Origin of the sequence: Desulfuromonas sp. TF (genome assembly GCF_000472285.1) — a bacterium.
In the GTDB taxonomy this organism is placed as follows: Bacteria; Desulfobacterota; Desulfuromonadia; order Desulfuromonadales; family ATBO01; genus ATBO01.
On the sequence record NZ_KI421418.1, the window covers coordinates 216,524 to 229,147 of the forward strand.

Here is a 12,624-nt window from a genome sequence, read left to right on the forward strand (position 1 = left end):
GAGTTGAAGTTCAGTTTTGAGTTTTTAGGATAAGTGACGGCCATTGCGCGCTTTTACTGGTCTGTGGTACAAATACTGGTCCAATTTTCAGATGTTCCGTGCAGTTTACGGCTGAATCCTGAAACCTTGAACCTGAAACCTGAAACCTTTCACCTGATTCAAATAAGGACTCCCCCCATGCTCACCTATCCCCAAATCGACCCGGTGATCTTCCAGATCGGTCCTCTGGCCGTGCGCTGGTACGGCCTCATGTACCTGGTCGGTTTTCTGGCGGCCTGGTTCGTGATCCATCATCTGGCCCGTCTCAGGCAGCTTCCCGTAAACAAGGAGTCTCTGTCCGATCTTCTTTTCTACGGGGTGTTGGGGGTCATCATCGGCGGTCGCCTGGGTTACACTCTTTTCTACAATTTCTCTTATTACATCGACCATCCTCTGCGCATCTTCGCGGTGTGGGAAGGGGGGATGAGTTTTCACGGCGGCCTTCTCGGAGTCATTGCGGCTGCGCTGATCTTCTGCCGCCGCAAAGGGCTTCCACCCCTTCTGACGGGTGATATCCTGGTGACCGCGGCCACTATCGGACTCGGACTCGGCCGGGTGGGGAATTTTATCAATGGCGAGTTGTGGGGCAGGACGACCGATGTCCCCTGGGGTATGGTCTTTCCCGGCGCCGGTCCCGAACCGAGGCATCCGAGCCAGCTGTACGAAGCTTTTCTCGAAGGCCCCGTTCTCCTCCTGATCCTGTGGTTGCTGCATCGCCGCAACGCGGCCCCGGGGATCCCCTTTTTCTCCTTTTTCCTTTTCTACGGTCTGTTCCGCTTCTGCGTGGAATTTTTCCGTCAGCCCGATGCCCACCTGGGCTTTCTCTGGGGCGGGGCCACCATGGGACAGCTCCTTTCTCTCCCCATGATTCTGACGGGAATCATCGGCCTGGTTTACTGCCGCCGTCGGGAGGGGTCCGCATGAAAGGCATCCGAGGGATCATCTACGACTGCGACGGTGTTCTTTTCGAGAGCCGTCAGGCCAATCTGGCCTATTACAATACCGTCCTGAGTCATTTCGGCGAGCCTCCCGTTCTGTCCGAGGAACGGGAAAGAGCGCATCTGTGCCATACGGCCGCCAGTCCGAAAGTCTTTGAAGCGCTTCTCGGTCCGGAACGGCTGGCTGCGGCCCTGGCGTTTGCCCGCACCTTCGATTATTGCCGCTTCATCCCCTGCATGCAGCCGGAACCCGGGATGGTAGAAGCACTCTCTATTCTTTCGGCGAAGATGCCGCTGGCCGTGGCCACCAATCGGGGAACCAGCATGCCGGAGATTCTTGAGCATTTCGATCTCGGCCGGTTTTTCCATGCAGTCGTGACCTGCCGGGACGTCGAACGCCCGAAACCCCATCCGGACATGCTTTTCATGGCGGCCGGACGGCTGGGACTTCGGGAGAGCGAACTGCTGTTCATCGGGGATTCGGAACTGGATCGCGAGGCGGCCCGGAGTGCCGGGATCCGCTTCGCAGCCTATAAGGGGCAGGTCGAAGGAGACATTGCAATCGAGAGTCACCGGGAGGTGGTGGAGTTGATTGAGAGCTGTAATTTATAGCGGTAAGCGGTAAGCCATTCGTTTTGAGCTTACAGCTTATAGCTTATAGCTTACAGCTTATAGCTTACAGCTTATAGCTGCCTTTCATCGAAGGTTTTTGATCATTTCCAGAACATGGCCGTTTTTGACCTTGCGGTAGGAGACCCGGTCCATGAGGGAGCGGATGATGTAAACGCCCCGGCCTTGCTCGTCCAGGTTCTTGAAATCCGGGGGAGGCAGGGAACAGATATCAAATCCCTGCCCCTGATCATATACCTTGATGTTAAGGCTCTTGCCCATGATGGTAATGGTGATGTGCACCTCCTTCTCCGGATCGCCCTCGTTGGCATGACGGATGGCGTTGGCCATGGCCTCGGTCAGCACCAGATTGATATGATAGGCCAACTCTTCGCGATCCCCCTTGTATTTCTTGAGGGCCCGCGCCACGTCCTCGCCGATCTTTCCGATCAGGCCCAGGTACCGGGTCTGGTTGGGAACCTTGATATTTACCTCAATCTTCTCTTTCATCTGCCCCTCGGGAAAGATTGCCGCTAAAAGCTGGCGAGAGCTTCCTGGGCGCCCGGGAAAATTTCAAATACGCGGTGCAGCCGGGTAAGTTCGAACATCGATTTGACTTGGGGTTGCAGCCCGCAAAGCTTGAGATTCCCGTTTCGGGCACTGGCATTCTTGAATCCCGAGACGAGGGCGCCCAGACCCGATGAGTCCACAAAGCGCACCTCCTGCAGGTCCACCACCAGATTGTTTTTACCTTCCTCGAAAAGGTTGAGCATCTGTCCCTTGAATTCGCCGCTGTTGTGGGCGTCGAGCCGCTCTTCCTTGACCTCGATCAGGACCACAGCTCCCTTTTCCTCGATTCTGACGATCATTGCAATCTCCTTCCAGGAATGATTTTTAAAAGCCTGATTTTAATATCTTAGCACATCCTTTGGGTTGTGGAACACTTTCTCCGGCGGCTCATTCATCCACCCGCATGATCACCAGGGAAACGTCGTCGTTGAAGTTTCGCGTACCCGTAAACAGGCGAACCTCCTCCAGCACATGGTCGATGACCTGCTGGGGATGAAGTTCGTGGTGCTCCTTGAGTACGGCGCAAAGCCGTTCTTCCCCGAAAAAAGCCCCTTCGGAATTTTCGGCTTCGGTGACGCCGTCGGTATAAAGGAGCAGGACGTCCCCTGGCTCGAGGGACGTTTTTTTCTCCTGGAATTCCACTTCTTCCCTGATGCCGAGGATCAGCCCCTCGGCGTCGAGGCGGTCGCATTTTCCTGTCCTCCCACGCCAGAGGAGAGGGAGATTGTGACCGGCGCTGGCGAAGGAGAGCTGATGTGTGCCGGTATTGTACTTGAGATAGAACATGGTGATGAACAGTTCGGCGCGACCGAGATCTTCATAGAAGAATTCGTTCAGGGCGGTCAGCATCTCCCGTGCTCCCTGGATTTCCCGGGCGCGGGCCAGAATGAAGGTGCGGGTTTCCGCCATGATCAGGGCGGAGCTGACATCATGGCCTGAAACATCGGCGATGATAAGATCCAGACCCTCTTTATCCCGGGGCAGGAAGTCATAGTAATCGCCTCCCACCTGACGGGCCGGGACGCAGATCCCGGCCAGGGAGATTCCCTTGATCTCGGGAACGGAAGTGGGCAGGAGTCCCATCTGGATGCTCTTGGCGATCTGCATCTCCTTTTCCCGCTCTTTGGCCTGAATGATTGCCTTGGTCTGCTGGGAATTCCGCCAGGCTACGCCGATCTGCCCCGCCAGGCTTTGGTAGAGTTCGACAAATTCGTCCGAAAAAATACCCTTCGCCGTGCGGGAAAAGGCCGACAGGACGCCGATCGGCTGCCCTTCGATGGTGATGGGCGCATGGGCGAAAGCTTTGATCCCCTCGCGGTGGATGACTTGCGCGGTTAACGGTTTCTCCATGAAGTCGGTGTCGTTGACCACCTTGATTGAGTTGGTGAGAAAGGCTTCTCCGATATAGGTGTTCATCGTCAGATCGCGCTCCGACTCTCCCAAATGTTCCGAGGTCATGCCGAGCTGACTGCGCACCGTCAGAATCATCCTCTCTTCATCGAGCAGGCGGATGACGCAGAGGTCGAATTTGAACTGCAAGGCGAGCAGCTTGAGGATATTGTCGAGGGTGGTTTTCAGATCGAGGCCGCGGGCCACCACACCGGCGGCCTCGTAAAGAACGCCGAGCTGCTCCCGGCTGGCCCGGCGGCTGATGGTGACCGAACCGAAGATGTCGAAGACATCTTCCATCCTGCTGCCCCGGGTCGCCAGGTAGTTGTCGACGATGATCCGGGCGGGGGCGGCGCCCACCGATCCGGCCAGGGTCCGTTCGGTAAACCTCTTCAGATTGGGGAGCTCGTATTCCGAAAGGCTGCCCCGTTCATCGATTTCCCGGTCGCCCAGATATTCGGTCACCGCGGCGTGCGCCTGTTTTTCACCGATGAATTTGGTCATGAGGTCGACGAATTCCATGATGGTGGGCGGCTTGCTCATGCGCTTGCGCTCCACCTTCTCCCGGCGCTCGGCAAAAACGTCGATGAACTTGGCTGACTCCTCGATGTCACTCTCCCGCGACTTGAAAAGCAGAGAGATGGTCAGGAAAGCCCCCAGATTGAAAAAGAGGGTCCAGAAGAGCGAGTGGGTCCAGATGCCGAATCCGGAAAGGCCGAAAAGCTCCAGGGGCCGCAGAAAACTGTAGCCGAAAAGCCCTTTTTCCAGGATATCGCTTTCCATCCACCCGGAACGGATGAACGAGGGGATCAGCAGGGTGTAGCTCCAGATGATGAAACCGAGAATCAGCCCGGCCGCGGCGCCTTTCTGGTTGGCGTGTTTCCAGTACAGTCCTCCGATGAGGGCCGGGGCGAACTGGGTGGCGGCGATGAAGGAGATGATGCCGATGTTAACCAGGGCATACGATTCGCCGATCACCCTGAAATACAGGTAGCCGATAAAAATGACCGCCATGATACCCAGGCGCTTGATATTGATGAGGGTGCCCGAAATGTCCGCGTGCTGAAAATGCCCCAGACGAAGGATCACCGGCATGACCAGGTGATTGAGAACCATGGTGGAGAGGGCCACCGAAGAGACCATCACCATTCCCGCCGAGGCTGAAAAGCCGCCGATGAAAACGAAAAGTGCCAGCCAGGAATGGCCCGTCTGAAGGGGGATCTGAAGAACAAAATAATCGGAATGGCTGGTGTCGCCGTTATTGAGAAGGAGTCCGCCGAGCGCGATAGGGATGACGAAAAGATTGATCAGGAAGAGATAAGCGGGAAGTCGCCACATGGCGCTTTTTATGTGCTCTTCGCTGGAGTTCTCGATGACCATGATGTGGAACTGGCGGGGAAGAAACATGAAAGCCATCATCGATATGAAGGTCAGGGTGAACCACGTGCTGTAGGGACTCTGCGGAGTATTGAGCAGGAGAAGGTAGTTGCGTTCCGGAAAGTCGGTGAGAAAACGGGCGAAGATGTCGGCGAAACCGTCGAACATTCCGAAGGTCACGAAAATCCCGACCATGACGAAGGCGACGAGCTTGACCAGCGATTCGAGGGCGACGGCGGCCACCAGTCCCTCGTGCCGCTCGGAGGCGTCCAGATGCCGGGCTCCGAAGAGTATGCCGAATATACCCAGGATAAGGGCGACGATAAAAGCCGTGTCGATATAGGCCGGCAGAGAGGGGATAAGGGTGGCGACGCCGAAACCCGTCGCTTCGGGGGGGGCGACCAGAAGATCGAAGGTGTGTGATACGGCCTTGAGCTGCAAGGCGATGTAAGGCGTCATGCCGACCACCGCGAAAATCGTGACGATGGCTCCAAGCGAGGCCGATTTGCCGTAACGGCTGGAGATGAAATCGGCGATGCTGACGATGTTCTGTTCCTTGCTGACGCGGACCATCTTGCGCAGCAGCAGCCACCAGCTGAAAGCGATCAGGGTGGGACCGAGATAGATGGCGAGAAAATCGAGACCGACGGTAGCGGCCCGGCCGACGCTGCCGTAATAGGTCCAGGAGGTGCAATAGACGGCCAGGGAGAGGGAATAGATATGGGGATTGGATATGATGCTGCGGCCGGCTTCCCGCTTCTTGTCCGCGTAATAGGCGACTGCGAAGAGGAGGGCGAAATACAAGAGAGAAGTGAGGGCGACGATCGAGACCGGGATCATCCTTCTTTTTTCCCCTTGCGGCTGTCGGATCTGGAACCGTTATTGTGGTTATTGGTTTTCAGGCTGCGGGTGAACAGGAAAATGACCAGGATCGAAATGGGCCATCCCACCAGCAGGTACAGGACCAGCAGCGGGATGTCGAACACGAGCCGGTCCTTGTTGAAGATATGAAGAAAAGGATAATTGAGCATGATGATCCCAAGGATGAAACAGAGCACCCAGGCTTCTTTCAGGTGAGACGAATTGGGATCTTTCATGGATATATTCCGGTTCGGTCAATGAGTTCGCAGAGAATGAAGTGAACAGTATAGTCAATCGCGCCGCCGGTGTCGACTCGAATAACTTCACCGGTTTCAGGCAGCGGGTGAAATGTCGCGGCCTGACGGGAATAAAGCCCGCGGCGCCCTTCCGAGGGATCCGTCCCCAGGGCCTGCCTCCGGTCCAGGCGCGCCAGAGCCGTCTGCCTGCTGCATTCCATGAACAGGATCAGAAAGGGGACGCCTGCTTTCCCGGCCATTCTCCGGAAGCGGTCCCGGTCCTCCTGCCGCGCGAAGGAGGCATCGGCGACCACCGTCTTTCCCGAGGCCAGGGCGGCAGCCGCGCGCTCCAGCAGCAGGTCATAAGTCCGGCGGCTGATTTCCGGGGAATAGCTTCCCTGGTTGAAGGGATCTTCGCGTTTTTCCGATATTTCCCGGCCGATCAGCTCTCTGCGCAGTTCGTCCGAGCGCAAGAGCACCGCTCCTAGCTTTGCGGCCAGTTCGACGGCGACGGCGCTTTTCCCGACCCCCATCAGACCACAGGTTGATATCAGCAGGGGGGAGCGGCAGAGATAACCGAGGGCGAGGTTGAAATACCCTTGCGCCCGGGCACTCGCCTGTTGGCGGGTTGTTTTTTCAACATCGGTTTCCGCGGAGAGGAAGGATTCAACTTTGCCCCTGACCCAGGCGCGGTAAATCTTGTAGAAGGGGAGAAGGATCTCCATTTCCCTGTTTTCTCCCGAAACATCGGCATATTCGGCCAGAAGGATCCACGCCAGGTCGCGGCGGCCGCGATAATCCAGATCCATCAGCAGAAAGGCCAGATCGGCCGACACGTCCCCCACCCGGAAGCGACGGTTGAATTCGATGCAGTCATAGATGCATATCGGGTCCGTCAGGCAGATGTGTTCGCTGTGCAGGTCCCCGTGCCCTTCCCGGACGAAACCCTCCCTTTCCCGGCGCAGCAGCAGATCGTTCTTCCCCGAGAGGAATCGGATCACATAATCGGAACAGAGATCGACCGCCCTGGCGGACAGGGTCTTCCCGATGAAGGGGGCGATCTGAGCGAAGTTCTCGCGCCAGTTGGCCTGCACTACTTCGCGATTAAAAACGCCGCCGTTCTTGCGGCAGATTTCCGATTTCCCGTGCAGCCCGGCAATGCGTCGCGCCAGGCGGTTCATTTCCCCCGGGAGGGAATCATCGACCTTCCGAACCAGGTAGTCGAGCATGCGCTCTTCGGGGAGACGCTTCATCCGGACGGCATAATCGACGATGTCGCCGGGGCCGTTCACGGCGACCCGATCTCCAGCGCTGCGGATCTCCACCACTCCCAGGTAGGTGTCGGGACAGAATCGCCGGTTGAGGCGCACCTCTTCCTGACAATAGAAGCGGCGCCGGTCAAGGGTGGTAAAGTTGAGGAACCCGAAGTCGACGGGTTTTTTGATTTTGTAGACATGCCGGTCGGTAAAGTACAGACGGGAGACATGGGTTTCCCGAAAACCGACCGCGCCGCTCTTTTCGGGATAGGCCGATGGGAGAAGAAGAGCTTTGTGCAATGCCTGGGCATCCATGGCGACTCTCAAGTCTAAGATCTTGAATTCACTGAAACTCTATCACATGGTGGATGCCTGTAAAGGAAAAGGAAGGGGGGCAATTAAATTGACGCTCTACCGGCAGTATGATAGTTTTAGTAAACATTTCGGGTGTCAGCTGTCAGCTGTCAGCTGCAAGCTGTAAGCTTGAAGCTGTAAGCTTGAAGCTTGAAGCTTGAAGCTACGCGTTTCGAGATTCTCTGCCGCCTCCGGGCCGCTGGGGGCATATACATGATGATTTTACGTTTTCCCATTCTTCTGATCCTCCTGAATGTCCTCGCCGGTTGCGCGGCGCCTTCGGGAGATTTCCCGAGCAAAGCCGCGGTCTCCTCGGATCCTTACGTTTCAAGGTTTGAGAGCTCTGAAGCGAAGGCCCTTTACTTCTTTGCCGAGGCCGAACTCAAGGCCACGGAAGGTGACTTCGAAGGAGCTGCCGAGGCCCTCTCCCGGGCCCTGGAATTAGATCCCCATTCGGCATTCCTCCGTGTTGCCCTGGCCAAGATCTATCTGCAGCTGAATGAAGAGAAGAAAGCCGTTCGGACGGCCGAGGATGCCCTGATACAGGATCCGTCCTTCTGGGAAGCTCAGCTTCTGCTCGGTAATATTTATTTCGATCGGGGCCAGAATGAAGAGGCCGCGGTCCATTTCCGGCAGGCTCTCGAGCTGAATCCTGACCTCGAGAGAGCCTACCTGCATCTCGGCATCGCCCTGGCCCGTGCCGGTGAAATGGACCAGGCCGTGGATGCGATCAAAAGTCTCCTGCAGCGCAACCCCGAATCCCTCGTCGCGGAACTCGCCCTGGCCCGCCTGTACCGCGAAATCGATCTGACCGTTCTGGCCGAAGAGTCGTACCGGCGCATTCTGTCCTCCCGTCCCGATTTTGAACCGGCCTACATCGAGCTGGGGGAAATGTACCTGAATAAGGGGATGGAGGAGAAAGCACTCCAGATCTACCGGCAGGCTCTGGTGGAAAACCCCGGAAATGCCCGGATCGGGCACCAGATGGTGCGCATCCTGATCAGTCAGGATCGTCTGGAAGAAGCGCTGCTGGAACTCGAGGCTATTCTCAGACATAATCCTCAGGATCTGGACGCCCGGCGCAAGACCGGACTGATCTATATGGAGCAGGAAAACTGGACGGCCGCGGTGGAGGTGTTCACCACCCTTCTCAAAAATCATCCCGGGCAGCATCCGGAGCTTTGGAAAGTTCGATTTTACCTGGGTACGGCGCTCGAGCGGCGAGAGGACTTCCCGGAGGCACTGGAGGTATTTCAGGAAATTCCAACGGATTCAGAGCTTTACGGCGATGCTCTTTCGCATGTCAGCTATCTCCTCTATCGGCTCGGCCGCACCGAGGAAGCCATCTCCCTTCTGGAGGAGCGCCTCGGAGAGATGGTCGCCCGGCCGGAGCTCTACATCTATCTCAGTTCCCTCTACCTGGCCCGGGATCAGCATGAAGCGGGACTCTCCGTTCTGAACAAGGGGATCGCGGCCTACCCGGACAATGCGGAATTGACATACCAGAAGGGATTGGTACTGGAGGGAATGGGTGAATCCGCCCGGGCCTCCGCCACCATGAAGCAGACCCTGCGCCTCGACCCGGACCATGTCGAGGCGCTTAATTTTCTCGCCTATTCCTATGCCGAGAGCGGTCAGAATCTCGAAGAAGCCCTCAGGATGGCGCAGCGCGCCTTGGAGCTGCGCAACCAGGGGCACATCATGGACACCCTGGGATGGGTCTATTTCAAGCTGGGTCGTTTCGCCGAAGCAAGGGATGCCCTGGAAAAGGCGGTCGGGATGCTCCCCGCCGACCCGGTGGTCCTGGAACATCTCGGGGATGCGCTGCGCGCCCTTCACCAGGACCGGCAGGCCCGCGCCGCCTATGAACAAGTGCTGGAGATGGTCCCGCACAGTGAAACGGTGCGCCGCAAGATCGACACCCTCGCGGAGGGGGAATGATGCGAATCGCGGCAAGTCTGCTCCTGCTGATTCTGGCTGCCTGCGTCCCCCGGCCGCTCGTCCCAGCCGCTCCTGCCGTCGCTCCATCGGTATCGGAGGAGATACTGCTGGAGAGTCTGGCGCAAAACGCCCGGGCTTTCCAGTCGCTGCAGGGGCTGGCCAAGGTCAGGATCAATGCCGGCGGCAGATCCCTGTCCGGCACGCAGGTCCTCCTGGCGGAAAAGCCCGACCGCTTCCGGGCGGAGACCCTGAGCCCCTTCGGTCAGCCGCTGCTGCTGATGGCCACGGACGGCCGGGAGCTGGATGTGATGATTCCGTCGGAAGGGCGCTTCTATCGCGGCGAGGCCTCCCCCGAAAACGTGCAGCGCTTTACCCGTCTTCCCCTCCGTCTGACCGACCTCGTGCACCTCCTTCTTTACGAGGTGCCGGTCATCGGACACGGCGAACGGAACCTTGTGGCCGGGGAGAAGGGAGATTATCTGCTCACCTTGTTCGGAGAGAGCGGGCGCCTCCAGAAGCTGCGCTTCGACGCGGCGCTGCAGCTGGTCGAGAGCGCCTATTTTCGGGACGATGTGCTGCAGCTCCGCGTCTCCTACGACAAATTGCAGGGCGATCTTCATTATTTCCCCCGATCCGTTTTTCTGGAAATGCCGGCGTTGAACGCCGAAGGTTCCCTGGCCTTCTCCGAAGTCCGGACCAATGTAGCCATCCCGCCGGAACGCTTCACCCTCTCCCCTTCGCCAGGGATGGAAATCCTGCCGATTCCGTAGGCAAAGGCGGAGAGGCGATTTTGAATTTTGAATTTTGAATCAGGGTCTTACCTGGGGAAGCCTTCTTTTGCAGTAGGTAGGCTGGGGCGTTCGCCCACAGGGGTTGGCAAATGGCGGTTCCACGGAGACGGATCCGTTTTTTGTGATAAAAAGGTGAAAGAAGTGCCGGCGACGGAGACAGCATGCCCAGCGCAGCGCAGGTCCTTTCTTTGGTGACTTTCTTTAGACCAGTAAAGAAAGTCACCCGGCTGCCGGCCGGGACCGGCGAAGTTCAGTTTTAAGTTTTGAGTTAAAAGAAAATCGAAGAACGGTGAGGTTTTCATAGTGATCAAACAGATTCTAGTTCTGGCAACACTCCTCCTGACCCTCTCCGCCTGCACCCGCGAGGACGAAGGCATCGTCCCCGCCGAGGGGGAAGCCGCCGCTCCGGCCTATGGCGACACCTTTATCGAGGCGTCCATCGGCGAGCCGAGCACGCTCCTTCCGGTCCTCGCTTCCGATTCGGCCTCTTCCGATATCAACGGTCTGGTCTACAACGGGCTCGTGCGGTACGACAAGAATCTCGAACTCGAAGGTGAGCTGGCCGAGTCGTGGGAGATCTCTCCCGACAACCTGACCATCACCTTCCATCTTCGCAAGGGGGTCAAATGGCACGACGGCGCCCCCTTCACCTCAGCCGATCCCCTCTTCACCTATCGGCTTTATACCGATCCGAATACCCCCACCGCCTATGCCGAAGCTTATCGACAGGTGGTTCGGGCCGAGGCGCCCGACCCCCATACTTTCCGCGTCACCTACGAGAAGCCCTACGCTCCAGCCCTGGGCAGCTGGGGGGTGGGGATCCATCCCGCCCATCTGCTCGAGGGGGAGGATGTGACCAAAAGTCCCCTTGCCCGTCAACCCGTCGGCACCGGCCCCTACCTCTTTACCGAATGGAAGCCCGGTGAGAAGGTGGTTCTGGAGGCGAATCCCGATTATTTCGAGGGCCGCCCCTACATCAAGCGCATTCTCTACCGGATCATTCCCGATCAGTCGACGCAGTTTCTCGAACTCCTCTCCGGGGGGCTCGATTTCATGGGCCTGACCCCCATCCAGTACCGGACCCAGACGGACACTCCCGGCATCAAGCGGCGATTCAACAAGTACAAGTACCTTGCCTTCGGTTACACCTATCTCGGCTACAATCTGCGCCGGCCCATGTTCCAGGACAAACGGGTGCGCCAGGCCCTCTCCCATGCCATCAACAAGCAGGAGATCATCGAGGGGGTGCTGCTCGGGCTGGGCGAGGTGGCGACCGGTCCCTACAAGCCGGACACCTGGGTGTACAACCCGACGGTCAAGCGTTATCCTTACGATCCTGAGAAGGCACGGGCCCTCCTCGCCGAAGCGGGATGGCGCGACAGCGACGGCGACGGCATCGTGGACAAGGACGGCAGGCCGCTGGCCTTTACCATCGTCACTAATCAGGGGAACGATCTGCGGGTCAAGTCCGGCGAGATCATCCAGCGCCGCTTCAAGGAGGTCGGCGTCGATGTGAAGCTGCGCGTCATCGAATGGGCCTCCTTCCTCAAGGAGTTCATCAATCCCGGGAACTTCGACGCCACCATCCTCGGCTGGACGGGTGGCCCCGAGCCCGACCAGTACAACATCTGGCATTCGAGCAAGACCGGCCCCCGGGAGCTGAATTTCATCCGTTTCAACGATCCCGAAGTGGACGAACTGCTGGAGAAGGGGCGCCGCACCTTCGACCAGTCCGAACGGAAGCAAATCTACGACCGGTTCCAGGAAATTCTCGCCGAGGAGCAGCCCTACACCTTCCTCTACGTGGGCGAAGCGCTGCCGGTCGTGGCAAAACGCTTCCGCGGAATCGACCCGGCACCCGCCGGCATCCGCCACAACTTCATTGAATGGTACGTGCCGGCGGGGGAGCAGAAGTACGCGCGGTGAAACCGCTAGGTTTCAGTTATCAGTTATCAGTTATCAGTTATCAGTTATCAGCTGCAAGCTGCAAGCTTCAAGCTGTCAGCTGTAAGCTAACACTTAAAACTCAAAACGGTCTTTCTATGCTGGCCTACCTTTCCAAACGCCTCCTGATGATGATTCCTCTTCTGCTGGGGATCACTATCATCTCCTTCGTGGTGATTCATCTCGCTCCAGGGGAGCCGACGGACCTGCAGACCGAAATGAACCCCCTGGCGAGCGCCGAACTTCAAGATCGGCTCAGGGCTCAGTACGACCTGGACAAGCCGCTGTACGTGCAGTACGGCAAGTGGCTCGGCCGGCT

Annotated in this window: 10 protein-coding genes and 1 pseudogene; 6 read left to right on the top strand and 5 right to left on the bottom strand. The window is 57.9% G+C overall.

The features are described 5' to 3' along the window. Nucleotides 1-177: 177 nt before the first annotated feature. Together lgt and DTF_RS0109280 are read left to right on the top strand one after the other, a co-directional pair. Nucleotides 178-963: a prolipoprotein diacylglyceryl transferase gene (lgt, locus tag DTF_RS0109275; protein WP_027715102.1), complete on the top strand. Its 786-nt coding sequence runs from the start codon at nucleotides 178-180 to the stop codon at nucleotides 961-963. Then, complete coding sequence (locus tag DTF_RS0109280) at nucleotides 960-1,589, top strand: HAD family hydrolase (RefSeq protein ID WP_027715103.1); 630 nt, start codon at nucleotides 960-962, stop codon at nucleotides 1,587-1,589. The genes lgt and DTF_RS0109280 overlap by 4 nt, the downstream gene beginning before the upstream one ends. Before the next feature lie 84 nt (nucleotides 1,590-1,673). Here DTF_RS0109280 and DTF_RS0109285 read toward each other — a convergent pair whose 3' ends face one another. The 5 genes from DTF_RS0109285 to DTF_RS0109305 form a co-directional block, all read right to left on the bottom strand. Next, complete coding sequence (locus tag DTF_RS0109285; RefSeq protein ID WP_027715104.1) at nucleotides 1,674-2,096, bottom strand: ATP-binding protein; 423 nt, start codon at nucleotides 2,094-2,096, stop codon at nucleotides 1,674-1,676. A gap of 23 nt (nucleotides 2,097-2,119) precedes the next feature. Further along, nucleotides 2,120-2,455 (bottom strand): STAS domain-containing protein, encoded by a 336-nt coding sequence (locus tag DTF_RS0109290; RefSeq protein WP_027715105.1) that lies wholly within the window; start codon nucleotides 2,453-2,455, stop codon nucleotides 2,120-2,122. A gap of 88 nt (nucleotides 2,456-2,543) precedes the next feature. Further along, a complete protein-coding gene (locus tag DTF_RS0109295; protein WP_027715106.1) occupies nucleotides 2,544-5,762 on the bottom strand; it encodes a SpoIIE family protein phosphatase in 3,219 nt (1,072 codons plus the stop codon). Next, a complete protein-coding gene (locus DTF_RS0109300; RefSeq protein WP_027715107.1) occupies nucleotides 5,759-6,019 on the bottom strand; it encodes a hypothetical protein in 261 nt (86 codons plus the stop codon). The genes DTF_RS0109295 and DTF_RS0109300 overlap by 4 nt, the downstream gene beginning before the upstream one ends. After that, complete coding sequence (locus DTF_RS0109305) at nucleotides 6,016-7,602, bottom strand: AAA family ATPase (protein WP_155890769.1); 1,587 nt, start codon at nucleotides 7,600-7,602, stop codon at nucleotides 6,016-6,018. Before DTF_RS0109305 ends, DTF_RS0109300 begins: the two co-directional genes overlap by 4 nt. A 240-nt stretch (nucleotides 7,603-7,842) precedes the next feature. Between DTF_RS0109305 and DTF_RS0109310 the strand changes: the two genes are divergently transcribed. The 4 genes and pseudogenes from DTF_RS0109310 to DTF_RS27170 form a co-directional block, all read left to right on the top strand. Further along, nucleotides 7,843-9,570 carry a tetratricopeptide repeat protein gene (locus DTF_RS0109310; RefSeq protein ID WP_027715109.1) on the top strand — a complete coding sequence of 576 codons (1,728 nt, stop codon included), beginning with the start codon at nucleotides 7,843-7,845 and terminating at the stop codon, nucleotides 9,568-9,570. After that, nucleotides 9,567-10,340, top strand: a complete 774-nt coding sequence (locus DTF_RS0109315) for a DUF4292 domain-containing protein (RefSeq protein ID WP_027715110.1) — start codon at nucleotides 9,567-9,569, stop codon at nucleotides 10,338-10,340. Before DTF_RS0109310 ends, DTF_RS0109315 begins: the two co-directional genes overlap by 4 nt. 324 nt (nucleotides 10,341-10,664) lie before the next feature. Beyond that, the gene (locus tag DTF_RS0109320) at nucleotides 10,665-12,287 is read left to right on the top strand and encodes a peptide-binding protein (protein ID WP_035056426.1); all 1,623 of its coding nucleotides are present in this window, start codon (nucleotides 10,665-10,667) and stop codon (nucleotides 12,285-12,287) included. Nucleotides 12,288-12,403: 116 nt separating this feature from the next. Next, nucleotides 12,404-12,624: pseudogene (locus tag DTF_RS27170) on the top strand (diguanylate cyclase); the annotation flags it as partial.